The sequence below is a fragment of the Streptomyces bicolor genome (assembly GCF_000719285.1).
GTDB classification, from domain to species: Bacteria; Actinomycetota; Actinomycetes; order Streptomycetales; family Streptomycetaceae; genus Streptomyces; species Streptomyces bicolor.
Map to the genome: position 1 here is coordinate 124917 of NZ_JOFS01000015.1, position 26019 is coordinate 150935.

Consider the following 26019-nt stretch of genomic DNA (forward strand, 5'->3'; position numbering starts at 1 on the left):
GAGCAGCGGGAATCGCCGGCCGGCGCGCGCCCCGATGAGTTATGTCCGCCCGCCCGGTCTACCGATCGTGGACGCCATGACACCCGCTGTACTCGTGCTGACCGGCCCCGTCACCCGGGACGAGGCGGCAGGGCTGTGCGACGCCGTGCGGGCGCGGCTGGAGGACACCGGGGCGGGAGTGGTGGTGTGCGATGTCGGGGGGCTCGGGCCGCCAGGGCTGGGCATCGTGGATCTGCTGGCCCGGTTGCAGCTCACCGCCCGGCGGGCCGGGGGCAGTATCCGGCTGCGCGACCCGGACCCCGCGCTACACGCCCTCCTCGACCTTGTCGGGCTCCGCTTCGAGACGGAGGGGCAGCCCGAACAGCGGGAACCAGCGCTGAGTGTCGAGGAAGCAGTGGAACCCGGTGATCCGGCCGTCTGAGACCTCCAGGACCTGCACCGCCCAGGGGACGAAGCCGCCCTTGTCCGGATCCGGCTTGTACTGCGCGAACCCTGGCAGTCCGTTGACCTGGACCGGCACCAGACGCGAGCCCGCACAGGGAGCGCCGAGTGTCGTCATGAAGCCCGTGATGTCCTTGACGCCGGTCAGCCACAGGTCGAACGGCGGCATCGTCATGATGGCGTCCTCGTGCAGCAGGGCCGTGAGCGCCGTCATGTCGTAGCCCTCGAAGGCCGCGACATAGCGCTCCAGGAGCTTTTGCTGTTCGTCGTCCAGCGGGTCGGAGACGGCCGCCTCCGCCCCCGGCTGCTCCCGCTCGGCGAGCGTCGCGCGCGCCCGCTGCAGCGCGCTGTTGACCGACGCGACCGTGGTGCCGAGCAGCTCGGCGACCTCGCTCGCCTTCCAGGCCAGCACCTCGCGCAGGATCAGCACCGCCCGCTGCTTCGGCGGCAGTTGCTGCAGGGCGGCCATGAAGGCGAGCCGCACCGACTCCTTGGCGACCGCCGCCTCGGCCGGATCGTCGGTGGTCGGCAGCACCCGGTTGTCCGGCATCGGCTCCAGCCAGGTGTTGTCCGGCCGGGGCGAGAGCGCCGCCTGGGCGAGCGGCGTCGACTCCGTCAGGTCCATCGGCCGGGCCCGCTTGTTGCCGGCGGTCAGCATGTCCAGGCACACGTTCGTCGCGATGCGGTACAGCCAGGACCGGAGGCTCGAGCGGCCCTCGAATCTGTCGTAGCTCCGCCAGGCGCGGACCATCGTGTCCTGTACCGCGTCCTCGGCCTCGAAGGACGAGCCGAGCATGCGGTAGCAGTACCCGGTCAGTTCGACGCGGTGTTTCTCCAGCCTGACGTCGAGGTCCGTTGTCGTAGTCGCCGTGCCGTCGCTCATCGTCCACCCACCCCTGTGGCCGTATCCCGTGGAGCGCTTCGTCGCGCCCAACACCTCGGAAGCTACCGCAGCCCACTGACATTGGCCCCCGGAGCGGACAAAGGCGCAGCTCAGACGGCTTGACGACGACACACCGCCGGGGCGCACCCAGTGTCCATGGGGTGCGCCCCGGCGATGTGGTTCTCCGCTGGTTCTCCGGTGCGGAGGTGCGGCGGGCTCAGGCGAGCGGCAGGCCGTTCAGCGGCAGGCCCTGGGTGGGCAGAGCCGCGGTGGGCGCGCCCTGCACACCCGGCACCGGCAGACCGCCCAGCAGGCCGGAGACCAGGCCGGTCGGGCCGCCCGCCAGCGCCTGCTCGGCGGCCGGCTGCGCGGAGGCCACGCCCGTGGTGAGCGCCTCCTGGCCGTGGGCCAGCCCCGAGGTGGCGGCAGGGGTGGCCGTGGAGAGGTTCTCGGCCGGGAGCGTCCTGGTGACGGTGTCCAGCGCCGTGCCCGCGGCGTCCGGGGCGACCGGCGCGGCGTTCGCGGCGCCGGCACCCGCGGCGGCGAAGGCGGCACCGAGAGCGGCGACACCGAGGGTCCTGGCAGCAGACTGCTTCATGAAATGCGTCCTCGAAATTCGTTACGGGGTTGTGAGCGGTTCTCGACCGTAAACACGCCCCGCATGCCTCCGCAAACATCGAAATGAGGACGGATTGTGAATGGCGTTCGCATCCCGTGCACGGGGAGGCGGGCAGGTCACCCCTCTTCGGCGGCAGAGTCGCTGGTAGACGTGGTCTGCCGGAAAAGCCACTCGGATTTCAGTTCGGCATATCCGGGCTTGATCACGTCATTGATCATCGCGAGCCGTTCATCGAAAGGAATGAACGATGATTTCATCGCATTGACGGAGAACCATTGCATGTCGTCGAGCGTGTAGCCGAATGCGTCGACAAGGTGCTCGAATTCCCGGCTCATGCTGGTGTGGGACATGAGGCGGTTGTCGGTGTTCACGGTGGCGCGGAAGTGCAGTCGGCGCAGCAGGCCGATGGGGTGGGCGGCGTAGGAGTCGGCGGCGCCCGTCTGGAGGTTGGAGCTCGGGCACAGCTCCAGCGGGATGCGCTTGTCCCGTACGTACGAGGCGAGCCGGCCGAGCTTCACCGAGCCGTCGGCATGCACCTGGATGTCGTCGATGATGCGCACGCCGTGCCCGAGCCGGTCGGCGCCGCACCACTGCAGGGCCTGCCAGATGGACGGCAGGCCGAAGGCCTCGCCCGCGTGGATGGTGAAGTGGTTGTTCTCGCGCTTGAGGTACTCGAAGGCGTCGAGATGCCGGGTGGGCGGGTGGCCGGCCTCGGCGCCGGCGATGTCGAAGCCGACGACGCCCAGGTCGCGGTAGCGGTTGGCGAGTTCGGCGATCTCCAGCGCGCGGGCGGCGTGCCGCATGGCCGTGAGCAGGGCGCCGACGCGGATGCGGTGGCCGTTCTCCCGTGCGATCCGCTCGCCCTCCCGGAAGCCCTCGTTGACGGCCTCGACGACCTCTTCGAGACTGAGCCCGCTTTCGAGATGCTGTTCGGGCGCGTACCGCACCTCGGCGTACACGACCCCGTCCTCGGCGAGATCCTCGGCGCACTCGCGCGCCACCCGAACGAGTGAGTCCCGGGTCTGCATCACGCCGACGGTGTGGGAGAAGGTCTCCAGGTACCGCTCCAGCGAGCCCGAGTCGGCGGCCTCGTGGAACCAGACGCCGAGCTTGTCCGGGTCGGTCTCGGGGAGCCGGCTGTAGCCCGCCTCGCGGGCGAGCTCGACGATCGTGCCGGGGCGCAGCCCGCCGTCGAGGTGGTCGTGCAGCAGAACCTTCGGGGCCCGGCGGATCTGGTCCGAGCTCGGGGTGTTCGCCCTCTGGGCAGTCTCGCTCGTCATTTCGGCACTGTAATGCCTACACGCGTAGATCGCTCGTGGAATGCGCGTCCCTCGTTCGTTTCCTCGTCGCTGTACGAATCCGTCGATACGTAACGGTGACCGCAAGGACGGGTCGCGTACACCCGTCCTTCTGACACTGTTCTGTCATGGCACAACAAGCGACGCCGGTTCGCAGGGCCCGGCTGGGCAGGGCGATCGGGCCGGAGCCGACGGCGGTGAGCGGTGTGGTGCTCCTGCTTCCCGGCGGTGACGAGACCTCACATCGCAAACCGGCTCCGCTGTTGGCGACCTCGTACGTGCGGACGCTGGGACGCCGTCTGGTGCGGGCGGGGCGCGGGGAGGGGCTTGCCGCGCATGTCGTGCACTACCGCTTCCGCGGGTGGAACGGCAGTGCCGCGAACCAGGTGAGCGACGCGTTGTGGGCCGCGGACGAGGTCGTACGGCGCTATGGGGACGTCCCCGTGTGTCTCGCCGGGGTGGACATGGGCGGGCGGGCGGCCTTGCACGCGGCGGGTCACGACGCCGTCAACTCCGTGCTGGCGGTGGCGCCTTGGCTGCCGGAGGAGGACGTGGCGGCCTCGCCCGAACCGGTGAAGCAGCTCGGCGGGCGGCGGGTGCTGATCGTGCACGGCACGAACGACGAGCGGACCGATCCCGAGTTGTCGTTCCGGTTGGCGGCCCGGGCGAAGAAGGCGAACCGGGATGTGTGCCGGTTCGAAGTGCATGCCGATGGGCACGGGTTGCATCAGTACCGGGAGGAAGTCCTCGCGCTGGCCGAGGACTTCGTCATGGGGGTGTTGTTCGGGAGGGTGTTTTCCCGGCCGGTCGCTGATGCGTTTGCGGCTCCGCCTCCTTTGGGGTTGCGGATGCCGTTGGCTGCCGGGTTCGGTAAGTCGTTGCGGCGGTAGCCCCGTAGGGGAGCCGCATATCGAACACAGCCCCGCGCCCCTTGGGTCCGCTGCCCTTAGGTGGGCAACAAGTTGCCCCTTCTTGAGAGCAGGAACCTCTTGAAGGCCGCCACGGGGGGCGTGTCCGGGCGGTCCGCCAGCCAGGCCACGCCGATCTCGCGCGCCGCTCTCGGGGCTGTGACCGTCAGTTCCGCCACTCCTGGGCGGGGTACCGCCGGTGGGGGCAGCAGAGCGACCCCCAGGCCCGCCGCCACCAGGCCCCTCAGCGTTTCCGCCTCCTCGCCCTCGAAGGCGATACGCGGCTTGAAGCCCGCCTCCTTGCACAGGTCGTCCGTGATGCGACGGAGGCCGTAGCCGGGTTCCAGGGTTACGAAGATCTCGTCGGAGGCCTCGGCCAGGCGGATGCGTTTGCGGGCGGCGAGGCGGTGGTCGGCGGGGACGACCAGGCGGAGTTTCTGCTCGTCCAGGCGGCGTGCGACCAGGTCGGGGGCGTCGGGGACGGGGGACGTCAGGCAGAGGTCGAGTTCGCCGGCTCGCAGGCGTTCGATCATCGCCTCGCCGTAGTTCTGGACCAGGCTGAAGCGGACGCGCGGGTGGTCGGCGCGGAAGGCGTGCAGGAGGCCCGGGACCGTCTCCGCGCCCATGGTGTGCAGGAAGCCGAAGGCGACCTTGCCGGTGGCCGGGTCGGCGTCGGCGCGTACCTCGTCGGCGGCGCGGCGGATCTCGGCGAGGGCGCGTTCGGCGGAGGCGAGGAAGGTGCGGCCGGCGGGGGTCAGGGAGACCGTACGGCCGTGGCGGGCGAACAGGTCGACACCCAGGTCCTGTTCCAGGCGGACCATGGCACGGGACAGCGTGGACTGCGGGACCTGCATCTCCTGGGCGGCCCGGGTGACGTGCTCGGTGCGGGCCACGCCGGCGAAGTAGGCGAGGCGGGGTGCGAGCAACCTCGACAAATCTTCCATGTCTTCTGTGTCACTGGATGGTGACAGCCGAGCCTGTGAGCTGCGTTGATGCGCCATGGGAACGATTATGGCGAATCCATGCATTGGACGGATCAGCGGGAGCGTCCGTAGCTTCGAAGCATGTCTCCCGCCAGTACCGGGGCGTCCACCACCGTGGGCGCCGCACCCGCTGTCCCTGTCGTCGACTCCCGTATGGCCCCGGGCGGCCCCGGCTACCGCCGGATGAGCTTCGCCCTCTTCCTCGCCGGAGTCGCGACCTTCGCCCTGCTGTACTCCACCCAGGCCCTTCTGCCGCTGATCTCCGGTGAGTTCGGGGTGGCGGCGAGCCAGGCGAGCTGGACGGTGGCGGCGGCGACGGGCGGTCTGGCGCTGTTCGTGCTGCCCATGAGCGCGCTGTCCGAGCGGTTCGGACGCCGTACGGTGATGACGGCGTCGCTGGCGGTCGCGGTGACGGTCGGGCTGCTGGTCCCCCTCGCGCCGAACCTGACCGCCCTGGTTGTGCTGCGGGCCGTGCAGGGTGCCGCGCTGGCGGGCCTGCCGGCGTCGGCGACGGCGTATCTCGCCGAGGAGGTCCGACCGAAGGCGCTGGTCACGGCGATCGGACTGTTCGTCGCGGGCAACAGCGTGGGCGGGATGAGCGGCCGCGTGATTACCGGGTGGGTCGCTCAGGAGTGGGGCTGGCGGGTCGCCGTCGGTGTGATCGGCGCGCTCGCCGTGGCGTGCGCGGTCGCCTTCCGGCTGCTGCTTCCGGCGCCGCGCCACTTCAAGCCGGGCTCGCTGCGGCCGCGGGTGCTCGTGCGGACGGTCCGTGACCATCTCTCCGATCCGCTGCTGTGCCGTCTGTACGCGATCGGCGCGCTGTTCATGACCGTCTTCGGCGGTGTCTACACGGTGATCGGCTACCGGCTGACGGAGGCGCCGTTCTCGCTGCCGCAGGGGATCATCGGCTCGATCTTCCTGGTGTACCTGGTCGGTACGGTGTCGGCTTCGACGGCCGGGCGGCTGGTGGGCCGTCTGGGCCGGCGCGGTGCGCTGTACGCGGCTGGGGCCACCACCGCGGCGGGGCTGCTGCTGTCCCTGGCGGGCTCGCTGCCGCTCGTCCTGCTGGGGCTGGTGCTGATCACCGGCGGCTTCTTCGCGGGGCACGCGGTGGCGTCCTCGGCGGTCAGCAAGACGGCGACGCGTGGGCGGGCGCAGGCCTCCGCCCTGTACCAGTCCGCCTACTACGTCGGCTCCAGCGCGGGCAGCACCGTGGGCGCCGTCGCCTTCCACGCGGGCGGCTGGGCCGGGACCGTCGGGGTCGGACTGCTGGCGGTGCTCGGCGTCGTGACGATCACGGTGTTCGGGACGCGGGCGGCACGGTTGCGTCGAGAGCGGCTGGCGACGGCTGCCTGAGCCTGGGCTTTTGTACGTTCCCCCTGGTCGGGGCCGGTTGTCAGTGGGTGCGGATAGTGTCCGCGATCACTGAGGACCGGGTCCGGGCAGGGGGATTTTTCATGGAGTTCCGCATCGAGCGTGCCGGCTTCGCCGAGGCCGTGGGGTGGGCGGGGCGTGCGCTGCCATCGCGTACGCCGGTGCCGGTGCTGGGGGGCCTGCTGCTGGCGGTGAGCTCCGGGCGGCTCACCGTCTCGGGGTTCGACTTCGAGGCGGCGGCGCGTATCGAGGTGGACGCCGAGACCGGGGCGGCGGGCGAGGTGCTGGTGCCGGGGCGCCGGCTGCTGGACATCTGCCGGGTGCTGCCGGACGGGCCGGTGAGCTGCTCCCTGGAGGGGGCGCGGTTCACGGTGGAGGCGGGCGGCACCGAGTTCGGGCTGTCCACGCTGCCGCGCGAGGAGTACCCGGCGCTTCCGCCGCAGCCCGCGCCGTACGGCAGCGTGGACGCGGCCGCCTTCGCGACGGCCGTCGGGCAGGTGGCCGTGGCGGCGGGGCGGGACGAGACGCTGCCGGTGCTGACGGGTGTGCAGCTGCGCTTGGACGGCGAGTCCATGACGCTGTCGGCGTCGGACCGGTACCGGTATGCAGTGCGGCGGGTGGGGTGGAAGCCTGAAGCGGCTGTGGGGGCTGCGGGGGCCGCGGAGGTGGCGGGTGTTGGCGCTGTTGTGGAGGCGTTGGTGCCCGCGCGGCGGCTGCTCGATGCCGCGCGGTCGCTCGCGCGGTGCGGAGTCGTGCGGGTCGGGCTGGACACCGCCGCGGGCGGCGGGTTGGTCGGCTTCGAGGGTGGCGGCATGCGGAGCGTCGTGCGGTTGCTGGACGGGCGGCTGCCGGCGTACGGGTCGCTGTTCGACATGGCGGGTGCGGCGGTCGCGGAGGTCGAGTGCGGGGCGTTCACGGAGGCTGTGCGCCGGGTTGCCGTGGTGGCCGAGGCGAGCAGTCCGGTGCGGTTGGACTTCTCGGCCGGCGGGTCGGTGCTGCTGCGGGCCGGGTACGGGGACGATGTGGCGGCGCAGCGGTTGCCGGCGGTGCTGAGCGGGGCGGAGGAGGTCACCGTCGCGTTCAATCCGGCGTATCTGCTGGACGCGCTGAACTCCTTCGAGACGGGCCGGTTGCGGCTGGAGCTGATCGGGACGGGGCAGCGGGCGCTGTTGAGTGGGGTGGGAGGCTCGGATGAGGGGGAGAGCGGGGACGGCGGGGATGGCGGGGACGGCGGGGACGGCGGGTCGCACCGGCATCTGCTCATGTCCGTGAAGCAGCTGGTCTGACCCGTTGCGGCGGGGAAAAGAACGGTGCGCCCCGGCGATGGAGGCGGTGCCGGGGCGCATTCGTTGCGCCGGTTACCAGGCTGTGTGTGCCCTGGTTACCAGGCTGTGCGTGTCTTGTTCGCCTTGTCCTCCGACGGGAGCAGTGCCCACAGGGCTATGTAGAGCAGGAACTGCGGGCCCGGGAGCAGGCAGGAGATCAGGAACAGGACGCGCATCGTTGTCGCGGAGGTGCCGAAGCGACGCGCCAGCGCGGCGCACACTCCGCCGATCATGCGGCCGTGGGTGGGTCGGGCGAGCGCGGTCATGGTGCGGCTCCTTCGCGAGCGTGGGCCGAAGGCCCCCTTGTGGGCCTTCCGGCTTCTGAGGCCTTCCGAGTGGTTGCCTCATCTGACATCCACGCTATGGCGGCGAAGCGGGCAAAGCGTCGCTCTATGGGGCTATCCCGACCCTGGGAATCGTCGGGGTCCGACCCTGAGAGGGCTCCTCCTGGGCGACCGTCGGCCGGTGGGCGCCCCGGGATCTGCGGCGGAGCCAGGCGCGGGCGGCGGGGACGATCGTCGCGTGTGCGAGGGCCACGCCGGCCGTGTTCAGGAACAGTGAGTCGATGTCCACGACCTGGCCCGGGACGTCGGTCTGCAGCAGTTCGATGCCCAGGGAGATCAAGGCGCCGGCGGCGACCGTGCGGACCAGGGAGCCGAGGGGGGAGGCGTGGAGCCTGCCGTGTGCCATCGGGATCAGTACGCCGAGCGGGGCGAGCAGTGCGAGCCCCTCGATGATGCGGCGGGCGGCTTGCTGCCAGCCCAGGGCGAGGTCGGCTCTTATCCCGGCGAAGGGCCGCAGGTTGGCCGGCATCACCCAGGGGACGTCCAGGGGGCGCATTGTCAGCCAGGCGACGAACGCGAGGTGTGCGACCAGGAGGACACCCCCCGTCGCACGGATGCGGATCGCGGCGCTGCCGCCGATGGAGCCTTGACGCTGCACGCCCCCCTAGACGCGCCCCCCGGCAGGATCGGTTCCGGGTCGCGCGGTGGTGGGGTGAGGCGTCCGCCACACGTGCCTCCGGTGGGGGTGCGGATGCCTGCGGCGCCTGTGCGGGTGTGGTGGGGGTGCGGATGCCTGCGGCGCCTGTGCAGGTGTGGTGGGGGTGCGTGTAGCGCCTGCGGTCGTGTTGTGGGTCGGGGCCGGGCCGGGGGGTGTCCGTCCTCGGACCGGCGGCTGGGCTTAGGCCGGGAGGGGCTGCGTGTTGACGCCGGCCACTGCGGGCGGACACCCCCCGGCCCGTCCCCTTCCCGCCGTACGCGACCGCGGGTGCGTGGGGGTACACGCCCTTCCGACCCAGCTGCGGGCAGTCGTGCCGCTGGGGCGGCACAGGTGGGCGCAGCGGCACCCCGCCGGCGCCGGGCCGCGCGACCCACCCTCGGCCCGCGTCACTCGGTCAGGCGTCGCTCGACGGGGGCTCGTTGGTGCCCGGTCTCGTGCGGACCTCGTCCGTGCACTCGTAGCGGCGTGGGGGCTCGTCCGTCGGGCCACCCAGGATCACCGAGCCGTCGCCCTCGGCGGCCGTCGAGTCCGAGAAGGTGCAGACGATCTGGGCGAGGGCGTACGACGTGAGGTCGGTGGGCGGGGTGCTCAGGCGCAGGGTCTCGTCGGGGTCGCCGGGGCGGGGGCCGTTCACGGTCATGGCGCCGCGGACGTCCGTGGTGTAGCCGGCCTCCTTCTCGTCGGCCGACGGGGTTTCCTCCAGCTCGTCGAGCAGGCCCTGGGCCACCAGTACGCGGCGCTCGGAGTCCGGCGAACCGTCCGGGACCCGTACCGTCCGCTCCACGGCCACCAGTTGCGAGCCGCACAGCAGGAACACCTGTACCGGAAGGCCGCGGGATGCCTGCGTCGAGACGTCCGGCTCGGAGAGCGAGCAGTGCACGCGGGATGGGGCCGGGCCGAAGTCGGTCGGGACCTCCGTGGGCCGTATGCCGCAACCGGTGAGGAGGGTGGCGGTCAGTGCGGAGAGCGTCAGCAGGCGGGCCGTACGCCGCCGTCGGCTTGCGGGGGCCGTCCGGCCGTGTGCGTGTCCATGTGTGTGGGGTTCGGACTCGGCGTTCCTGAGGTGGACGGGGACTGTTCCCGCGTCATGTCCGTTCATCAGGCGTCCCCCTTCTGCGTGCCATCGGCGTCCTTGCCGCCGCCCTCGTCGCCGTTCGTCTCCTGCGCCAGCTTCGACGCGTCCTGCGGAAGGCGCAGGGTGAACACCGCGCCGCCTTCGGGGGAGTTGGCGGCGGTGATCTCGCCGCCGTGGATGTGGGCGTTCTCCAGGGCGATGGACAGGCCGAGGCCGCTGCCCTCGGAGCGGGGGCGGGAGGCGCTGGCCTTGTAGAAGCGGTCGAAGACGTGGGGGAGGACGTCCTCGGGGATGCCGGGGCCGTGGTCCCGTACGGCGATGACGACCGCGTCGTCCGCCTCACTGACCGTGACGCGCACCGGCGAGCCGCCGTGCTTGAGCGCGTTGCCGATGAGGTTGGCCAGTATGACGTCCAGGCGGCGCGGGTCCAGGCGGGCCACGATGCCGCGCGCGGCGTCCAGGTCGACCGCGTCCAGCCAGGCCCGGGCGTCGATGCAGGCCGTGATCTGGTCGGCGACGTCGACGTCGTCCAGGACCAGGCGGGCCGTGCCCGCGTCGAAGCGGGTGACCTCCATCAGGTTCTCGACGAGGTCGTTCAGCCGGCGTGTCTCGCTGACCACGAGGCGTACGGCGGGCTCGATCATCGGGTCCATGGAGCCGGACTCCGCCTCGAGCTCCTCCTCCAGGACCTCCGTCACCGCGGTGATCGCGGTGAGGGGGGTGCGGAGTTCGTGGGACATGTCCGCGACGAAGCGGCGGGACGCCTCGTCCCGCGCGGCCATGTCGGCGACCCGCTTCTCCAACGCCTCGGCGGCGTTGTTGAACGTCCTTGAGAGGTCCGCCAGTTCGTCCGTGCCGGAGACGCGCAGGCGGGTGTCCAGCTTGCCCTCGCCGAGGCGGCCGGCGGCGACACCGAGGCGCTGCACCGGCTTCAGTACGGTCGTGGCGGCGGCCTGCGCGAGCAGCGCGGAGCCGATCAGCGCGAGGCCCGTGGCGATACCGAGCGACCAGGCCAGGGAGTTGAGGTCCTTGGCCTCCTGCTCAAGGGACTTGAGCATGTACCCGGTCGGACCGCCGCCGTTCACGCGCGTGCCGGCGATCAGGTACGGGGTGTCGTCCTCCACGATCCGCTGCCAGTACAGGTGGTACTCGGACTTGCCGGAGGAGTTGCTCTGCTGCTTCTCGTTCACCGCCGTACGCAGCGACTCGGGCACGTCCGCGAGCGTGAAGCCGTCGAGGCCGCCGGAATTGCCGTACACCGGCTTGCCGTCGGCGTCCTGGGCGGCCAGCAGCACGGAGAAGCGCTGACTGCTGTTGGCCATCTGACCGGCGGTGTGCTGCAGTTCGTCCTGCGTCGGCTCCTGGGGCAGCAGGCCCGCGCGGTTCTGCATCTCCTGCTCGAAGTCCCGCAGCACTGCGTCCTGGGTGCGCCTGAGCACCGCCTCGCGGTTGAGCCAGTAGGCGATGCCGGACGCGGACACGGCGGCCGTGAGCGCGACGAGACCGAAGACGACCACCAGCCGGAGTCGCAGACTGGTGAAACGCAGCCTCGACCAGACTCCCTTGCGAGCCGCGAACCAGCCGCGGAAACCCCCTTGCGCGTCGGTCACTGAGGCGCGTCCAGGCGGTAGCCGACACCACGGACGGTACGGATCAGGGTGGGCGACGACGGTACGTCCTCGACCTTCGCGCGCAGTCGCTGGACGCAGGCGTCCACGAGGCGGGAGTCGCCGAGGTAGTCGTGCTCCCAGACCAGGCGCAGCAGCTGCTGGCGGGACAGGGCCTGGCCCGGCCGCCGGCTCAGTTCCAGCAGCAGGCGCAGCTCGGTCGGGGTGAGCTGGAGGTCCTCGCCGTTCTTCGTCACGGTCATCGCCGCACGGTCGATGACGAGGCTGCCGTAGGTCGCCGCGTCGTTGGACTCCCGCTCGCCGCGCCGCAGCACGGCCCGGATCCGGGCGTCGAGGACCCGCCCCTGCACAGGTTTGACCACGTAGTCGTCCGCGCCGGACTCCAGTCCGACCACGACGTCGATGTCGTCGCTGCGCGCGGTCAGCAGGATGATCGGCAGCTGGTCGGTGCGCCGGATGCGGCGGCACACCTCGAAGCCGTCGATGCCGGGCAGCATCACGTCCAGCACGATCAGGTCCGGCCGCTGCTCACGCAGCAGTTTCAGGCCGTCCTCGCCGGTGGCAGCCGTGGCCACCCGGTGTCCCTGGCGCGTCAGTGAGAGCTCCAGGGCCGTCCGGATGGCGTCGTCGTCCTCGATCAGCAACAGGGAAGGCACGGGCCTCATTCTGGCCCATGCGGGGGCGGTCTTTCGACACCTGTACGAGCTGTACGCCTACGCGCACGTAGCGCGTTCGGCTGTGCGGGGATTGTCCCGCGCCTGGGGGCGACCTCTGACACAGGCCCCTGTGACAGCTCTGTGACAGTCGGCGGACACGGCCATGAAGGTGCCCGGGCAAGCTTTTCGGCACAGGCAAGACAGCAAGACGCACCGAGCAAGACCACCAGCAAGTCGCACGATCAGAACACCGGAAGTCCACGACGGGGGGCGCGAGATGAACACGCTGCACGGCACCAGCACCAGCGCGGTTATCACGCGGCTGCACGACGTGAACGGGGGCCGGGGTTCCGAGAAGTCCGGTGCCGTGAGCGGGCGGGGGTGCGCTCGCGGCGCCGGGCGTCAGCACACCGCGTACATGACGGTGGTTGACGGTTTCACGGGGGAACCGCACGGGGGAGCCGCGTACAGGGAGGACTCGGGGGAGCGGCGTCGCTCGCTGTCGGAGGCGGAGTTCACCGCCTACGTCCAGGAGCGCCGCGCCTCCCTGTATGCGACCGCCTACCACCTGACCGGTGACCGTTTCGAGGCCGAGGACCTGCTGCAGAGCGCGCTGTTCTCGACGTACAAGGCCTGGGACCGGATCAGCGACAAGGCCGCGGTGGGTGGCTATCTGCGGCGGACGATGACGAACCTGCACATCAGCGCGTGGCGCCGCCGCAAGCTGAACGAGTACCCGACCGAGGAACTGCCGGAGACGCCCGGCGACACGGACGCGATGCGCGGCACCGAACTGCGCGCGGTCCTGTGGCAGGCGCTCGCCCGCCTTCCCGAGCTCCAGCGCACGATGCTGGTCCTGCGCTACTACGAGGGCCGCACCGACCCGGAGATCGCGGAGATCCTCGACATCAGTGTCGGCACGGTGAAGTCCAGCATCTGGCGGTCGCTCCGCCGGCTGCGCGAGGACGAGGTCCTCAGCTTCGGCCGTGACGAGGAGGACGCCTTCGGGGAGCTTGTGGCCTGAGGGTTGGGGGGGACCGCGGGGGAGCGGTAGCAAGTGGGGGACCACGGGGGCTGGGGGGCCAACGGGGGACCCCACGGGGGAAACACGGGGGATGCTCCGCCACGGGGGACAGCGGTGGAGCACAACGGGAGCGGGGCTGGAGGGCCGGGGGGTCCGTCCAGTCCCGTTCTTCGTGCGCGCGCTCAGCGGACCTTCATGAGCGTCACCTCGGCGGGCGTGTCGCCGACCGCGATCGCGACGGCCGGGTCCATCCCCTCGACCTCGTACGCGGTGATCCTGCGTTCGGCAACGGTGTCCCCAGGGTCGTTGGGGGTGTCGTCGCACCCCGGGACCGTGGCGGTGCCCAGCTTCTCCCCGACGGTGAAGTCGACGTTCGCGACGTCCAGGTAGCTGCGACCGTCGTAGGTGACCAGGTACGCGCACGACGCCTCGGCCGCACCGCCCGCTCCGCCCGACGCCGCACAGCCGACGGCCGTCGCGAGGAGCAGGGACGTCATGATCAGCCGTCGGCCGGCCTGGAGAGCAGTCGTCATCGGCTTCCTTCCCACGGGACCGTTTTCCGGTCCTACGACGGAGAAGGCGCCGTCTTCGTTCAGCCGGCCGGCGTCGCCGCCGGGGAGCGGCCCGCCGCGGCCGCGGTGAGGCGGCCGAGGGCCTCGTCGCGGTCGCAGGCATACGCGCCCAGTGCCGTCTGGCGGGCGATGATCGACCGCTCCAGACGCATCAGGCGCCAGCCGCGGCGCAGCAGGAAGGGCACCGACTTGCGGCCCTCCCGCAGGTCGCGCAGGAAGCGGCGGCGGAATGTCTTCACGGGGCCGCGGCTCAGGCAGAGCGCGTCGGCCAGCACCCCGAGTTCCCGGCAGCGGGTCACTATCTCCGCCGCGAAGATGCCCTCCGCGATGAACAGGGGGGTCCGGCCGATCTCGACTGCCTCCTCGCCGGTGCGGGCGCTGAGCGAGATGTCGTACAGCGGAACGTTCGTACGGCCCGTGCGGCACAGCTCCACGATCGCCGCGACGGCCGTGTCGGCGTCCCACGAGTCGGGGTGGTCCCAGTCGATGTCGGAGCTCCCGGGGACCTGCGGCAGCGTCGGGTCGTCGCCCTCTTTGTAGAAGTCGTCGAGCCGCAGCACCGGAAGACCGGAGCGGGCGGCGAGCAGGGACTTGCCGGAGCCGGAGGGGCCGCAGAGCAGCACGACTCGCGTCGGTATGGGCGGTTGGGAACTCACGGGACACCAGTGTGAGGCATGTTCCGGTCAGCGGACGACCCGGCGTACCGACTTTGCAGCGCGCGTCACACCTGGACTACAGGTGGCGTTCACCTGAGCACCCTGCGCAGCGGCGGCAGAAGTAGAGGGCCGTGTCTCCTCCGGACGGAGAGGAGACACGGCCCTCTGGTTTGTGGGGGGTGGGTCAGTACGACGAGCCGGATGCGCCCAGGGAGCCTGTGGGGTGCCAGACCGTCTTCGTCTCCAGGAACGCCGTCATGCGGTCGATGCCGGGGGTGGCCGCCCAGTCGTCCACAGGCTGTGGACGCAGGACGCGCTTCAGGTTGTCCGCCGCGGCGATCTCCAGCTCCTTCGCCAGGACCTCGTCGGCGCCCGCCAGGTCGATCGCGTTGACGTCCTGGTGCGCGGCGAGCGGCGTCGCGATCTCCGCCGTACGGCCGGACAGGACGTTGACGACGCCGCCCGGCAGGTCGGACGTGGCGAGCACCTCGCCCAGTGACAACGCCGGCAGCGGGGACTTCTCCGACGCCACCACGATCGCCGTGTTGCCCGTGGCGATCACTGGTGCGACGACCGAGATCAGGCCCAGGAACGACGAATCCTGCGGGGCCACCACCGCCACCACGCCCGTCGGCTCCGGGGAGGAGAGGTTGAAGTACGGGCCCGCGACCGGGTTGCCGCCGCCGACCACCTGGGCGATCTTGTCGGTCCAGCCGGCGTACCAGACCCAGCGGTCGATCGCCGCGTCGACCTGCGCCGCAGCCTTCGACTTGGACAGGCCCTCGGCGTCGGCGACCTCGCGCACGTACTGCTCGCGGCGGCCCTCCAGCATCTCGGCGATGCGGTAGAGGATCTGGCCCCGGTTGTACGCCGTCGCGCCGGACCATCCGCCGAACGCCTTGCGTGCGGCGACCACCGCGTCACGGGCGTCCTTGCGGGAGGAGAGGGGCGCGTTGGCCAGCCAGTTGCCCTTCGAGTCGGTCACCTCGTACACCCGGCCGCTCTCGGAACGCGGGAACTTCCCGCCGACGTACAGCTTGTAGGTCTTGAAGACCGAAAGGCGGTCGAAACGCTCGGTCTTTTCGGTCTTCTCAGACATCGAGGTACGCCTCCAGGCCGTGACGGCCGCCCTCGCGGCCGAAGCCCGACTCCTTGTAGCCGCCGAACGGCGAGGTCGGGTCGAACTTGTTGAACGTGTTGGACCAGACGACGCCCGCGCGGAGCTTGTTCGCCACGGCGAGGATCCGCGACCCCTTCTCCGTCCAGATGCCCGCCGACAGGCCGTACGGCGTGTTGTTGGCCTTGGCGACGGCCTCGTCCGGCGTACGGAAGGTCAGGACCGACAGCACCGGGCCGAAGATCTCGTCGCGGGCGATCCGGTGCGCCTGGGTGACGTTCGTGAAGAGCGTCGGGGCGAACCAGTAGCCGGCGGACGGGATGTCGCAGGCCGGTGACCAGCGCTCCGCGCCCTCCGCCTCGCCCTGCTCGACGAGCGTGGTGATGCGGGAGAGCTGCTCCTCGGAGTTGATCGCGCCGATGTCCGTGTTCTTGTCGAGGGGGTCACCGAGGCGGAGCGTCGACAGGCGGCGCTTGAGGGACTCCAGCAGCTCGTCCTGGATCGACTCCTGGACGAGGAGACGGCTGCCCGCGCAGCAGACCTGGCCCTGGTTGAAGAAGATGCCGTTGACGATGCCCTCGACCGCCTGGTCGATCGGGGCGTCGTCGAAGACGATGTTGGCGCCCTTGCCGCCGAGCTCCAGGGTGAGCTTCTTGCGGCTGCCCGCGACGGTCCGGGCGATCTCCTTGCCGACGGCCGTGGAGCCGGTGAAGGCAACCTTGTTCACGTCCGGGTGCGCGACGAGCGCGGCGCCCGTGTCGCCGTATCCCGGAAGGATGTTGACGACGCCCTTCGGCAGGCCCGCCTGGCGGCAGATGTCCGCGAAGAACAGCGCGGAGAGGGGGGTCGTCTCGGCGGGCTTCAGGACCACCGTGTTGCCGGTCGCGAGGGCCGGGGCGATCTTCCAGGCCAGCATCAGCAGCGGGAAGTTCCACGGGATGACCTGGCCGGCGATGCCGAGCGGCTTCGGGTCGGGGCCGAAGCCCGCGTGGCCGAGCTTGTCGGCCCAGCCCGCGTAGTAGAAGAAGTGCGCGGCGACCAGGGGGAGGTCCGCGTCGCGGGTCTCCTTGATCGGCTTTCCGTTGTCCAGGGTCTCCAGGACGGCGAGCTCGCGGCTGCGCTCCTGGATGATCCGGGCGATGCGGAACAGGTACTTCGCGCGCTCCGAGCCGGGCAGCGCCGACCACTTCTCGAAGGCCTTGCGGGCGGCCTTCACCGCGCGGTCCACGTCCGCCTCGCCCGCCTGGGCGATCTCGGAGAGGACCTCCTCGGTGGACGGCGAGACGGTCTTGAAGACCTTGCCGTCGGCGGCCTCGGTGAACTCGCCGTCGATGAACAGGCCGTACGAGGGCGCGATGTCGACGTTTCCGCGGGACTCGGGGGCCGGTGCGTATTCGAATGCCGATGCCATGGTGATCAGTCCACCGTCACGTAGTCGGGGCCGGAGTAGCGGCCGGTGGCCAGCTTCTGACGCTGCATCAGCAGGTCGTTCAGGAGCGAGGAGGCGCCGAAGCGGAACCAGTGGTTGTCCAGCCAGTCCTCGCCTGCGGTCTCGTTGACCAGGACCAGGAACTTGATCGCGTCCTTGGTGGTACGGATCCCGCCGGCCGGCTTCACGCCGACCTGGATGCCGGTCTGGGCACGGAAGTCCCGCACCGCTTCCAGCATAAGGAGGGTGTTCGCGGGGGTGGCGTTGACGGCGACCTTGCCGGTGGACGTCTTGATGAAGTCGGCGCCCGCCAGCATGCCGAGCCAGCTGGCCCGCCGGATGTTGTCGTACGTCGACAGCTCGCCGGTCTCGAAGATGACCTTGAGGCGGGCGCTCGTCCCGCAGGCCTCCTTCACGGCGACGATCTCGTCGTACACCTTCATGTAGTTCCCCGCGAGGAACGCCCCGCGGTCGATGACCATGTCGACCTCGTCCGCACCGGCCGAGACGGCGTCGCGGACATCGGCCAGCTTGACACCGAGGGCGGCGCGGCCGGCCGGGAAGGCGGTGGCGACGGAGGCGACCTTCACGCCGGACCCGGCGACGGCCTCCTTGGCGGTGGCCACCATGTCGGGATAGACGCAGACGGCCGCGGTCGCCGGGGTCGTACGGTCGGTGGGGTCGGGGTGGACCGCCTTGGCGCCGAGCGCCCGGACCTTGCCCGGGGTGTCCGCGCCTTCCAGCGTCGTCAGGTCGACCATCGAGATGGCGAGGTCGATGGCGTACGCCTTGGCGGTCGTCTTGATGGAACGGGTACCGAGGGACGCGGCCCGCCCCTCCAGGCCGACCGCGTCGACGCCGGGCAGCCCGTGAAGGAAGCGGCGCAGCGTGCTGTCGGACGCGGTGACGTCCGTGAGTGCGTGAGCTGCGGCAGATGCATTGGTGGGCATGGTCACCAGACGAGCATATCTACGCGCGTAGCGGCTGTACACCCCCGAGCATGGTCTGGGTGACGCGAAGGGACGGACCCCTATGACGCCGGGGAGGAGTCCGACCTCAAGGGGCGCGGGGCTGTATCGGTATGCGGCTCCGCCGCGTGGGCGCGACCAGCCACACCACGACCCGCACTCGCGCACGAAGCAAGCGCCCCCGGTGAATGGGCGCCCGGCCGAGCCGCCGCAGGCATGCGGCAGAATCGGCCCCATGACGACCCCCGAGCCCCAGCCCCCCACCCCGGACCCCGTGTCGAAGGACCGGGTCTACCGCTCGCCCATGGGCATCGTCGGCGGCGTCCTGCTGCTGGCCATCGTCCTCTGGCTCGGCCTCGACGCCCTGATCCGCGGCGAGGGACGCACGCAGTGGCTCGCCCTCGCGGCGCTCATCCTCCTCGTGCCGCTCGTGTCCGCGTTCACCCTGCGGCCCGCCGTCTACGCCAACGAGGAACGACTGCGCATCCGCAACCCGCTCCGCGTCATCGTGCTGCCCTGGGGACAGATCGCCTCGCTGCGGTCCGGTTACTCGAACGAGGTCGTCGCCAAGTCCGGCACCAAGTTCCAGCTCTGGGCGGTCCCGGTCTCGCTGCGTGCCCGCAAGAAGGCGGCGCGCCGGTCGGCCCGGGCGGCCGCGGAGCGGAGCGCTGCCGCGCGGGGTGAGCGGGGCGGCCGTGGAGGCGGGGGAACGGGGTTCGGAGGGCTTGGCTTCGGGGCGCCGCGGGCGGACCTGGCAGCGGACGGGCAGGTGCGCGCCGAGACCGACAAGGTCATGGACGACCTGCGGGAACTCCTCGAGCACCGGCAGCAGGAGGAGTCCGCGCAGGGCGAGGTGACCGTGCGGTGGGCTTACGAGGTGGCGGGGCCGGCGCTCGCGGGCGCCGTGGTGCTGCTGATCCTGCTGACCATGCCCTGAGCCACCCGCGGCCCCTCCCGGCGCCCGGCCCCACCCGTACAGCGAGCCGAGGGCCGCAACCACGTGCGAAAACGCCTGAAAGGGTGCCTCCGCATGGGGGCACCCTTTCGCGAACGATCAGGCCGTCGTCGTACGGCTCAGATGCCGGCCGCCGCCGACAGGTCTCGCTTGATCGTCGCCAGCAGGTCGGCCGCCTTGGAGCGGGCCGCCGAGAGGTCGGCGTGCGTCGGGACCGGGACGACGACCTCCAGGTAGCACTTCAGCTTGGGCTCCGTGCCGCTGGGGCGGACGATGACGCGGGCGCCGTCGAGCGTGTAGCGCAGGCCGTCGGTGGGCGGGAGGGTGTCCGTGCCCTTGGTGAGGTCCTCGGCGCGGGTGATGGTCAGGCCGGCGAGCTCGGTCGGGGGCTGCTCGCGCAGGCGGCGCATGGCGTTCGCGATGACCGACAGGTCCTGGACGCGGACCGAGAGCTGGTCCGTGGCGTGCAGGCCGTGCTCCACGGCGAGGTCGTCCAGGAGGTCGAGGAGCGTGCGGCCCTCGGCCTTGAGGACGGAGGCCAGCTCCGTGATCAGCAGGGCGGCGGTGATGCCGTCCTTGTCGCGTACGCCCTCGGGGTCGACGCAGTAGCCGAGGGCCTCCTCGTAGCCGTAGCGCAGGCCGTCGACGCGGGCGATCCACTTGAAGCCGGTGAGGGTCTCCTCGTAGGGGAGGTTCGCCTTCTCGGCGATACGGCCGAGGAGGGAGGAGGAGACGATCGACTCGGCGAAGGTGCCCTGGGCTCCGCGGTTGACCAGGTGTGCGGCGAGCAGGGCCCCTACCTCGTCGCCGCGCAGCATGCGCCACTCGTCGTTGTCCTTGACGGCCACGGCGCAGCGGTCGGCGTCGGGGTCGTTGGCGATGACGAGGTCGGGGGCCGTTTCGCGGGCCTTGGCGAAGGCCAGGTCCATCGCGCCGGGCTCTTCCGGGTTGGGGAAGGCGACGGTGGGGAAGTCCGGGTCGGGGTCGGCCTGCTCGGCGACGAGGGCGGGGGCGGGGAAGCCGGCGCGCTCGAAGGCGGCGAGGAGGACGTCCCTGCCGACGCCGTGCATCGCGGTGTACACGGTGCGGGCGGTGCGGGGGGAGTCGGGGGCGAGGACCGCGTCCGTGCGGGCGAGGTAGGCGTCCAGGACGCTGTCGTCGAGGGTTTCCCAGCCCTCCGTGGGGCGGGGGACGACGGTCAGGGACGGTACGGCGGCGATCTCTTCCGCGATCTCGATGTCCGCGGGCGGGACGATCTGGGAGCCGTCGCCGAGGTACACCTTGTAGCCGTTGTCGCGGGGCGGGTTGTGGCTGGCGGTGACCTCTACGCCGGCGACCGCGCCGAGGTGCCTTATGGCGTAGGCCAGGACCGGGGTGGGGAGGGGGCGGGGGAGTACGGCGGCGCGCAGGCCCGCGCCGGTCATGACGGCGGCCGTGTCGCGGGCGAAGTCCTCCGACTTGTGGCGGGCGTCGTAGCCGATGACGACGAGGCCGTTCTCGTGGCCGTGCTTCTTGAGGTACGCGGCGAGGCCGGCGGCGGCGCGGATGACGACCGTGCGGTTCATGCGCATGGGGCCGGCGCCGAGTTCGCCTCGCAGGCCCGCCGTGCCGAACTGGAGGGTGCCGCTGAAGCGCTCCGCGAGCTGCGTGAGGTCGCCGGTGTCGATGAGCTTGGCGAGCTCGTCGCGGGTCTCCGGGTCGGGGTCCTCGGCGAGCCATGCCTGGGCCCGGGCGATGAGGTCGTCTTGCACGTCGGGTCAGCCTCTCGTGGTCGGGTGGTTCGGGTGCGATGCCTGCGGCGGCCCGCGCGGGGCGGTGGGGGTGCGCGTAGCGCCGACGGTTTCGTCGTGGGTCGGGGCCGGGGTGGGGGGTGTCCGTCCTCGGTCCGGCGGTTGCCGTGTCTCAGTCTGCGCGGGGTGCCGGACGCCGGCCGCTGCGGGCGGACACCCCCCACCCCGTCCCCTTCCCTCCGTGCGCGACTGCGAGTCCGTCCACCTTGCGGCCAGGCGACTGTAAGTCCGTCCACCTTGTGGCGCGGGCGACTGTAACCCCCAGGGGCGCGGGGAACTGCGCGACCAGCCAGGACGGGCCCGCAGACGCCCTACGACCGGACGCGGCACCCCCTACGGCGTGCTCCGAGGTTCAGAGCCGGCCGAGCACCTGCGCCAGCAGCGAACCCATCTGCGTCGCCGAGTCGCGGCCCGCCTGCAGAACCTCCTCGTGGTTGAGGGGCTCGCCCGTCATGCCCGCCGCGAGGTTCGTCACGAGGGAGATGCCCAGCACCTCGGCCCCGGCCTCACGCGCCGCGATGGCCTCGAGCACCGTCGACATGCCCACCAGGTCCGCGCCGATCACGCGGGCCATGCGGATCTCCGCCGGCGTCTCGTAGTGCGGGCCGGGGAACTGGGCGTAGACGCCCTCCTCCAGCGTGGGGTCGATCTCCTTGCACAGGGCGCGCAGGCGGGGGGAGTAGAGGTCGGTGAGGTCGACGAAGTTCGCGCCGATGATGGGGGAGGTGGCCGTGAGGTTGATGTGGTCGCTGATCAGGACCGGCTGGCCGGGGCGCATGCCCTCGCGCAGGCCACCGCAGCCGTTGGTGAGGACGACCGTCTTGCAGCCGGCCGCCACGGCGGTGCGGACGCCGTGGGCCACCGCTGCCACGCCGCGACCCTCGTAGTAGTGGGTGCGGCCCAGGAAGACCAGGGCGCGCTTGTTGCCGATCCGGTAGGAGCGGATCTTGCCGCCGTGCCCTTCCACCGCCGGCGGGGGGAACCCGGGCAGCTCGGTGACCTGGAACTCGGCCTCGGGGGCGCCGAGGGCGTCCACGGCCGGAGCCCAGCCGGAGCCCATCACGAGGGCGACGTCGTGGGTCTCGGCGCCCGTGAGTTCGCGCAGGCGTGCGGCGGCGGCGTCGGCGGCCGCGTGGGGGTCGCCCTGGATGTCGTCCGGAAGAAGAGATGCGTTCACGCGACTGAGGGTAGCCGGTTTGGGCCTACGCGCGTAGATGACAGAGCTCACGGGATGGCGATCGTTGTCTTGTCGTTTCCAACGAAGAGTGGGACCGGAGGGATGGGAGGGGGTGGTGGGACACCGCGGTTTCAGCAGGGGCGCTTGCGCAGTTCCATCACGTAGTCGTGCGGCGCTCCCGCCGACTCCGCCGCGTCCGCGATCTCGCCCAGGTAGCGGGCCGACGGCAGCCCGCCCTCGTACGCGTTCAGCACGTACACCCACGCCGGCTCCTCGCCCTCCAGCGTGTGCACCCGTACCCGGAGCCGGCGGTATATCCCGAGACCTACGCCCTCCCAGCGGTCCAGGGACTCCTCGTCCATGGGCGCGATGTCGTACAGCGCGACGAAGACCTGCTCGCCCGGCTCCTCGACGAGCGTCGCGAGCGCGCCGTCCCAGCCGAGCTGCTCGCCCCCGAACGTCAGTCGCCAACCGTTCAGCCAGCCGGTGGCGCGCAGCGGCGAGTGCGGGGCGCGGCGGGTCATCAGCCGCGCGTCGAGATTGCCGGCGTACGCGGCGTAGAGCGACATGGGGAGAGGGTACGGCAGCCGAATCGCTCGCCCCTCCCGTAACGGTGGTGTCTCGGGCTGGCCCCCAGGCAGTCCAATGGTGAGGCGTGCGGGACAATGGAGTACGTGACTCGGATCGTGATCATCGGTGGCGGACCCGGCGGATACGAAGCGGCGCTGGTGGCCGCTCAGCTCGGCGCGGAGGTGACCGTCGTCGACTGCGACGGTCTGGGCGGGGCGTCGGTGCTCACCGACTGCGTGCCGTCGAAGACCCTTATCGCTACGGCCGAGGTGATGACCACCTTCGACTCCTCGTACGAGGAGCTGGGCATCATCGTCGCCGACGACACCCCGTACGTCGACACGCCCGCGCGGGTCGTGGGGGTGGATCTGGGCAAGGTCAACCGGCGTGTGAAGCGGCTCGCGCTCGCCCAGTCCCACGACATCACCGCGTCGGTGACGCGCGCCGGCGCCCGGGTGCTGCGCGGCCGTGGCCGGCTGGAGGGCATGCAGGCCCTGGACGGGTCGCGAAAGGTCGTGGTGCGGGCCGCCGACGGGAGCGAGGAGACGCTCGTCGCCGACGCCGTGCTCATCGCCACCGGCGGTCACCCGCGCGAGCTGCCCGACGCCCAGCCCGACGGCGAGCGCATCCTCAACTGGACCCAGGTCTACGACCTCACCGAGCTGCCCGAGGAGCTCATCGTGGTGGGGTCCGGTGTCACCGGTGCGGAGTTCGCCGGTGCCTATCAGGCGCTCGGGTCGCGGGTCACGCTCGTCTCGTCGCGGGATCGCGTGCTGCCCGGTGAGGACCCGGACGCCGCCGCCGTACTGGAGGACGTGTTCCGGCGTCGTGGCATGAACGTCATGGCGCGCTCGCGGGCGGCTGCCGCCAAGCGGGTGGGGGACCGGGTGGAGGTCACCCTCGCCGACGGCCGCGTCATCACCGGTTCGCACTGCCTGATGGCCGTCGGCGCCATCCCGAACTCCGAGGGCATGGGCCTGGAGGAGGCCGGCGTCAAGCTGCGCGAGTCGGGGCACATCTGGACCGACAAGGTGTCGAGGACCACGGCGCCCGGTGTGTACGCCGCCGGTGACGTGACCGGTGTCTTCGCGCTCGCGTCGGTGGCCGCCATGCAGGGACGTATCGCCATGTACCACTTCCTGGGTGACGCCGTGGCCCCGCTGAACCTCAAGACGGTGTCGTCGAACGTCTTCACCGACCCCGAGATCGCCACCGTCGGCTACACGCAGGCGGACGTCGACGCGGGCAAGATCGACGCCCGGGTCGTCAAGCTGCCGCTGCTGCGCAACCCGCGCGCGAAGATGCAGGGCATCCGGGACGGCTTCGTCAAGATCTTCTGCCGTCCGGGCACCGGCATCGTGGTCGGCGGTGTGGTCGTGTCGCCGCGCGCCTCGGAACTGATCCATCCGATCTCGATCGCGGTCGACAACAATCTGACGGTCGAACAGATCGCGAACGCCTTCACCGTGTATCCCTCCCTTTCGGGCTCGATCGCCGAGGTGGCACGACAGCTGCACACACGGAAGTCCGGCGGCGAACTCTAGGACAGGCCCTGGCGGCCTGAACCAACTCCTCGCTGGTCACAGCGAGTTGTCGAGCATGCGTACGGCATAGGCGGCGGGCCTAGGCCCTATACCACTTCTTGCCCTGGCGTGCGAACAACTTCTGTTATTCGGCGCAAACTGCTGAAACCAGACGGTCGTTGGGGTTACTGTCAGTTTCGTGTTCGCTGCAGAACGTCGCCAATTGATCCTCGAAATGGTGCGAGCGAACGGGGCCGTGTCGCTCCGTGAGCTCGCCCGCGTCGTCCAGACCTCCGAAGTGACCGTACGGCGGGACGTGCGCGCACTGGAGGCAGAAGGACTCCTCGACCGCCGGCATGGCGGTGCGGTATTGCCGGGCGGGTTCACGCGGGAGTCCGGCTTTCCGCAGAAGTCACATCTCGCGACCGCCGAGAAGACGGCCATCGCCGACCTCGCCGCGAACTTCGTGGAAGAGGGCGAGGCGATCGTCGTCGGGGCGGGGACCACCACGCAGGAGCTGGCACGCCGGCTCGCTCGTATCCCCGGTCTGACCGTCGTCACCAACTCCCTGCTGGTGGCACAGGCGTTGGCCCACGCCAACCGGGTCGAGGTCGTGATGACCGGCGGAACGCTCCGCGGGTCGAACTACGCGCTGGTGGGCAGTGGTGCCGAGCAGTCGCTTCAGGGGCTGCGGGTGTCACGGGCCTTCCTGTCCGGCAGCGGCCTGACCGCCGAGCGTGGGCTGTCCACGTCCAACATGCTGTCCGCGTCCGTCGACCGGGCACTCGTGCAGGCCGCCTCGGAAGTCGTCGTCCTCGCCGATCACACCAAGCTCGGTACGGACACGATGTTCCAGACGGTGCCCACGGATGTCATCACGCGGCTGGTCACCGACGAGCCGCCGGGCCATGACGACCGTGCCCACACCGAGCTTCAGGCTCTCGCCGACCAGGGGGTGCAGATCGCCGTGGCCGGGGCGAGCGGGAACCCGGGGGGTGACGAGGTCCCGGCGCGGCGGCGTGCCCTGCCGGGGCCCCGCCGGGGGCAAGCGCCGGGGGGTGGGCCGGGGTTGCGGTCCGCTGCGACGGTGCTCGGGGAGCAGGGACCGGAGCGGGAGCGGGCGCGGGTTGCCGATTTGCGGCGGCGTTAGGTTCGCCTGCTCGCCGTAGGGGCTCGTGGTGGTGCGCGAGTGCTGGTTGTCTGTGGCTTGTCGCGCAGTTCCCCGCGCCCCTAGGTGGGCTTGAGTCCCCGCAGTGTCAAGTGCAGCAATCTGTCCGCCAGGTCCGGGTCCCCCGGTGTCTCCTCCGCCGCCAATGCGATCGCGTGGGTGAGCTGGAGCAGGTCGGCAATCGCTACGTCCTGGCGGACTCTCCCCGCCTCCTGTGCCCGGGCCAGCAGCGCGCCGCCCGCCTCGCGGATGGGATCGCTGCAACGAGCCAGGGCTGAGGTGCGGTCGTAGGAGACGGACATCAAAGATCGCGCCAGGCCCCGGTACACCCCGGCGTGTGTGACGATCTCGCGCAGCCATGTCACCAGGGCCGCGCACGGTTCCGGGGCGTGCAGGAGTTCCTGGGAGCGGGTCAGCAGGTCGCCGACCGCGTCCTCGAAGACGGCGCTCAACAACGCGTCGCGGTTGGGGAAGTGGCGGTAGAGGGTGCCGATGCCCACGCCCGCCCTGCGGGCCACGTCCTCCAGGGAGGCGTCGGCGCCGTGCTCGGCGAAGGCGGAGCGGGCCTCAGTGAGCAGGCGCTCGTGGTTGCGGCGGGCGTCGGCGCGCATGCCTGCCGGCGGCTGGGCCATGAGGCTCACCTGCCCTTCCTTCACTTGTTCCGTGGGTTCAGCATGCCATTGGCCACTACGGGCGCTGCCCGGACCGGACGCCATGAAAGGGAAGCGCCCGGTGGGCTGATCGCTCAGTCCACCGGGCGCCTCGCCACGTCGTACGGCTCAGTCCTTGATTTCGCAGATGGGGGCGCCGGAGGTGAGGGAGGCGCCGACCTCGGCGGACAGGCCCTTGATGGTGCCGGACTTGTGGGCGTTGAGGGG

General features: G+C 71.1%; 26 protein-coding genes. 8 read left to right on the forward strand and 18 right to left on the reverse strand.

Annotated elements, in window-relative coordinates; genetic code table 11:
* The first annotated feature begins 34 nt into the window (after positions 1-34).
* Positions 35-421, forward strand: coding sequence for an STAS domain-containing protein (locus IF78_RS46310; protein WP_167348324.1), 387 nt, complete (start codon positions 35-37; stop codon positions 419-421).
* Here the strand turns inward: IF78_RS46310 and IF78_RS0121130 are convergent.
* The 3 genes from IF78_RS0121130 to IF78_RS0121140 all read right to left on the reverse strand — a co-directional run bounded on the left by IF78_RS0121130 (position 305) and on the right by IF78_RS0121140 (position 3223).
* A complete protein-coding gene (locus IF78_RS0121130) occupies positions 305-1324 on the reverse strand; it encodes a sigma-70 family RNA polymerase sigma factor (protein ID WP_031477751.1) in 1020 nt (339 codons plus the stop codon). The two genes, IF78_RS46310 and IF78_RS0121130, sit on opposite strands and share 117 nt — an antisense overlap.
* Before the next feature lie 217 nt (positions 1325-1541).
* Positions 1542-1922, reverse strand: coding sequence for a hypothetical protein (locus IF78_RS0121135; protein WP_031477753.1), 381 nt, complete (start codon positions 1920-1922; stop codon positions 1542-1544).
* A 137-nt stretch (positions 1923-2059) separates the two neighbouring features.
* Complete coding sequence (locus tag IF78_RS0121140) at positions 2060-3223, reverse strand: adenosine deaminase (RefSeq protein WP_031477754.1); 1164 nt, start codon at positions 3221-3223, stop codon at positions 2060-2062.
* A 146-nt stretch (positions 3224-3369) separates the two neighbouring features.
* Between IF78_RS0121140 and IF78_RS0121145 the strand changes: the two genes are divergently transcribed.
* Entirely contained in the window at positions 3370-4131 is a 762-nt protein-coding gene (locus IF78_RS0121145; protein ID WP_031477755.1) for an alpha/beta hydrolase, read from the forward strand.
* 56 nt (positions 4132-4187) lie between these two features.
* On the opposite strand, the gene IF78_RS0121150 is transcribed toward IF78_RS0121145, so the two are convergent.
* Positions 4188-5150 carry a LysR family transcriptional regulator gene (locus IF78_RS0121150; protein WP_031477757.1) on the reverse strand — a complete coding sequence of 321 codons (963 nt, stop codon included), beginning with the start codon at positions 5148-5150 and terminating at the stop codon, positions 4188-4190.
* 63 nt (positions 5151-5213) lie between these two features.
* On the opposite strand from IF78_RS0121150, the gene IF78_RS0121155 reads away from it, so the two are divergent.
* On the forward strand, positions 5214-6488 hold the full coding sequence (locus tag IF78_RS0121155; RefSeq protein WP_031477759.1) for an MFS transporter: 1275 nt from the start codon (positions 5214-5216) through the stop codon (positions 6486-6488).
* Positions 6489-6589: 101 nt separating this feature from the next.
* On the forward strand, positions 6590-7792 hold the full coding sequence (gene dnaN / locus IF78_RS0121160; RefSeq protein ID WP_031477761.1) for a DNA polymerase III subunit beta: 1203 nt from the start codon (positions 6590-6592) through the stop codon (positions 7790-7792).
* A gap of 95 nt (positions 7793-7887) precedes the next feature.
* On the opposite strand, the gene IF78_RS0121165 is transcribed toward dnaN, so the two are convergent.
* From IF78_RS0121165 to afsQ1, 5 genes are all read right to left on the reverse strand, one after another.
* Positions 7888-8097, reverse strand: a complete 210-nt coding sequence (locus tag IF78_RS0121165; protein ID WP_031477763.1) for a PspC domain-containing protein — start codon at positions 8095-8097, stop codon at positions 7888-7890.
* Between the two features lie 124 nt (positions 8098-8221).
* Positions 8222-8773, reverse strand: a complete 552-nt coding sequence (locus IF78_RS0121170) for a VanZ family protein (protein WP_031477765.1) — start codon at positions 8771-8773, stop codon at positions 8222-8224.
* Positions 8774-9227: 454 nt separating this feature from the next.
* Positions 9228-9932, reverse strand: a complete 705-nt coding sequence (locus tag IF78_RS0121175) for a hypothetical protein (protein WP_234439739.1) — start codon at positions 9930-9932, stop codon at positions 9228-9230.
* Positions 9932-11518 carry a sensor histidine kinase gene (locus tag IF78_RS0121180; protein WP_031477768.1) on the reverse strand — a complete coding sequence of 529 codons (1587 nt, stop codon included), beginning with the start codon at positions 11516-11518 and terminating at the stop codon, positions 9932-9934. Before IF78_RS0121180 ends, IF78_RS0121175 begins: the two co-directional genes overlap by 1 nt.
* Entirely contained in the window at positions 11515-12192 is a 678-nt protein-coding gene (gene afsQ1 / locus IF78_RS0121185) for a two-component system response regulator AfsQ1 (protein ID WP_031477770.1), read from the reverse strand. Before afsQ1 ends, IF78_RS0121180 begins: the two co-directional genes overlap by 4 nt.
* A 277-nt stretch (positions 12193-12469) precedes the next feature.
* On the opposite strand from afsQ1, the gene IF78_RS0121190 reads away from it, so the two are divergent.
* Positions 12470-13216 carry a SigE family RNA polymerase sigma factor gene (locus tag IF78_RS0121190; RefSeq protein WP_031477772.1) on the forward strand — a complete coding sequence of 249 codons (747 nt, stop codon included), beginning with the start codon at positions 12470-12472 and terminating at the stop codon, positions 13214-13216.
* Between the two features lie 182 nt (positions 13217-13398).
* Here IF78_RS0121190 and IF78_RS0121195 read toward each other — a convergent pair whose 3' ends face one another.
* From IF78_RS0121195 to deoC, 5 genes are all read right to left on the reverse strand, one after another.
* Positions 13399-13749, reverse strand: a complete 351-nt coding sequence (locus IF78_RS0121195; RefSeq protein WP_031477774.1) for a DUF6281 family protein — start codon at positions 13747-13749, stop codon at positions 13399-13401.
* Between the two features lie 59 nt (positions 13750-13808).
* A complete protein-coding gene (locus tag IF78_RS0121200) occupies positions 13809-14444 on the reverse strand; it encodes a uridine kinase family protein (protein WP_031477776.1) in 636 nt (211 codons plus the stop codon).
* A gap of 184 nt (positions 14445-14628) precedes the next feature.
* Positions 14629-15543: an aldehyde dehydrogenase family protein gene (locus IF78_RS0121205; protein WP_031477778.1), complete on the reverse strand. Its 915-nt coding sequence runs from the start codon at positions 15541-15543 to the stop codon at positions 14629-14631.
* Positions 15536-16972 carry an aldehyde dehydrogenase family protein gene (locus IF78_RS0121210; protein WP_031477780.1) on the reverse strand — a complete coding sequence of 479 codons (1437 nt, stop codon included), beginning with the start codon at positions 16970-16972 and terminating at the stop codon, positions 15536-15538. The genes IF78_RS0121205 and IF78_RS0121210 overlap by 8 nt, the downstream gene beginning before the upstream one ends.
* Before the next feature lie 5 nt (positions 16973-16977).
* Positions 16978-17940 carry a deoxyribose-phosphate aldolase gene (gene deoC, locus IF78_RS0121215; RefSeq protein WP_031477782.1) on the reverse strand — a complete coding sequence of 321 codons (963 nt, stop codon included), beginning with the start codon at positions 17938-17940 and terminating at the stop codon, positions 16978-16980.
* A gap of 253 nt (positions 17941-18193) precedes the next feature.
* Between deoC and IF78_RS0121220 the strand changes: the two genes are divergently transcribed.
* The gene (locus tag IF78_RS0121220; RefSeq protein WP_031477784.1) at positions 18194-18895 is read left to right on the forward strand and encodes a PH domain-containing protein; all 702 of its coding nucleotides are present in this window, start codon (positions 18194-18196) and stop codon (positions 18893-18895) included.
* Positions 18896-19032: 137 nt separating this feature from the next.
* Here IF78_RS0121220 and IF78_RS0121225 read toward each other — a convergent pair whose 3' ends face one another.
* From IF78_RS0121225 to IF78_RS0121235, 3 genes are all read right to left on the reverse strand, one after another.
* Positions 19033-20664 carry a phospho-sugar mutase gene (locus tag IF78_RS0121225; protein ID WP_031477788.1) on the reverse strand — a complete coding sequence of 544 codons (1632 nt, stop codon included), beginning with the start codon at positions 20662-20664 and terminating at the stop codon, positions 19033-19035.
* Between the two features lie 391 nt (positions 20665-21055).
* Complete coding sequence (locus IF78_RS0121230; RefSeq protein ID WP_031477790.1) at positions 21056-21880, reverse strand: purine-nucleoside phosphorylase; 825 nt, start codon at positions 21878-21880, stop codon at positions 21056-21058.
* A 131-nt stretch (positions 21881-22011) separates the two neighbouring features.
* Positions 22012-22449 (reverse strand): gamma-glutamylcyclotransferase family protein, encoded by a 438-nt coding sequence (locus IF78_RS0121235; protein WP_003998392.1) that lies wholly within the window; start codon positions 22447-22449, stop codon positions 22012-22014.
* A gap of 57 nt (positions 22450-22506) precedes the next feature.
* Between IF78_RS0121235 and IF78_RS0121240 the strand changes: the two genes are divergently transcribed.
* Both IF78_RS0121240 and IF78_RS0121245 read left to right on the forward strand, forming a co-directional pair.
* Positions 22507-23994, forward strand: a complete 1488-nt coding sequence (locus IF78_RS0121240) for an NAD(P)H-quinone dehydrogenase (protein WP_267882941.1) — start codon at positions 22507-22509, stop codon at positions 23992-23994.
* A gap of 178 nt (positions 23995-24172) precedes the next feature.
* Positions 24173-25123, forward strand: a complete 951-nt coding sequence (locus IF78_RS0121245; RefSeq protein WP_078662534.1) for a DeoR/GlpR family DNA-binding transcription regulator — start codon at positions 24173-24175, stop codon at positions 25121-25123.
* 80 nt (positions 25124-25203) lie between these two features.
* Here the strand turns inward: IF78_RS0121245 and IF78_RS0121250 are convergent, their stop codons facing one another.
* Positions 25204-25752, reverse strand: a complete 549-nt coding sequence (locus tag IF78_RS0121250) for a TetR/AcrR family transcriptional regulator (protein ID WP_031477796.1) — start codon at positions 25750-25752, stop codon at positions 25204-25206.
* Between the last annotated feature and the right edge of the window lie 267 nt (positions 25753-26019).

What these genes read in the sequence shown, in the direction of transcription:
- IF78_RS46310 (WP_167348324.1), top strand. Translation starts at nt 35, where the DNA reads ATGAGTTATGTCCGCCCGCCCGGTCTACCGATCGTGGACGCCATGACA.
- IF78_RS0121130 (WP_031477751.1), bottom strand. Translation starts at nt 1,324, where the DNA reads ATGAGCGACGGCACGGCGACTACGACAACGGACCTCGACGTCAGGCTG.
- IF78_RS0121135 (WP_031477753.1), bottom strand. Translation starts at nt 1,922, where the DNA reads ATGAAGCAGTCTGCTGCCAGGACCCTCGGTGTCGCCGCTCTCGGTGCC.
- IF78_RS0121140 (WP_031477754.1), bottom strand. Translation starts at nt 3,223, where the DNA reads ATGACGAGCGAGACTGCCCAGAGGGCGAACACCCCGAGCTCGGACCAG.
- IF78_RS0121145 (WP_031477755.1), top strand. Translation starts at nt 3,370, where the DNA reads ATGGCACAACAAGCGACGCCGGTTCGCAGGGCCCGGCTGGGCAGGGCG.
- IF78_RS0121150 (WP_031477757.1), bottom strand. Translation starts at nt 5,150, where the DNA reads ATGGCGCATCAACGCAGCTCACAGGCTCGGCTGTCACCATCCAGTGAC.
- IF78_RS0121155 (WP_031477759.1), top strand. Translation starts at nt 5,214, where the DNA reads ATGTCTCCCGCCAGTACCGGGGCGTCCACCACCGTGGGCGCCGCACCC.
- dnaN (WP_031477761.1), top strand. Translation starts at nt 6,590, where the DNA reads ATGGAGTTCCGCATCGAGCGTGCCGGCTTCGCCGAGGCCGTGGGGTGG.
- IF78_RS0121165 (WP_031477763.1), bottom strand. Translation starts at nt 8,097, where the DNA reads ATGACCGCGCTCGCCCGACCCACCCACGGCCGCATGATCGGCGGAGTG.
- IF78_RS0121175 (WP_234439739.1), bottom strand. Translation starts at nt 9,932, where the DNA reads ATGAACGGACATGACGCGGGAACAGTCCCCGTCCACCTCAGGAACGCC.
- IF78_RS0121190 (WP_031477772.1), top strand. Translation starts at nt 12,470, where the DNA reads ATGAACACGCTGCACGGCACCAGCACCAGCGCGGTTATCACGCGGCTG.
- IF78_RS0121195 (WP_031477774.1), bottom strand. Translation starts at nt 13,749, where the DNA reads ATGACGACTGCTCTCCAGGCCGGCCGACGGCTGATCATGACGTCCCTG.
- IF78_RS0121205 (WP_031477778.1), bottom strand. Translation starts at nt 15,543, where the DNA reads ATGTCTGAGAAGACCGAAAAGACCGAGCGTTTCGACCGCCTTTCGGTC.
- IF78_RS0121210 (WP_031477780.1), bottom strand. Translation starts at nt 16,972, where the DNA reads ATGGCATCGGCATTCGAATACGCACCGGCCCCCGAGTCCCGCGGAAAC.
- deoC (WP_031477782.1), bottom strand. Translation starts at nt 17,940, where the DNA reads ATGCCCACCAATGCATCTGCCGCAGCTCACGCACTCACGGACGTCACC.
- IF78_RS0121220 (WP_031477784.1), top strand. Translation starts at nt 18,194, where the DNA reads ATGACGACCCCCGAGCCCCAGCCCCCCACCCCGGACCCCGTGTCGAAG.
- IF78_RS0121235 (WP_003998392.1), bottom strand. Translation starts at nt 22,449, where the DNA reads ATGTCGCTCTACGCCGCGTACGCCGGCAATCTCGACGCGCGGCTGATG.
- IF78_RS0121250 (WP_031477796.1), bottom strand. Translation starts at nt 25,752, where the DNA reads ATGCGCGCCGACGCCCGCCGCAACCACGAGCGCCTGCTCACTGAGGCC.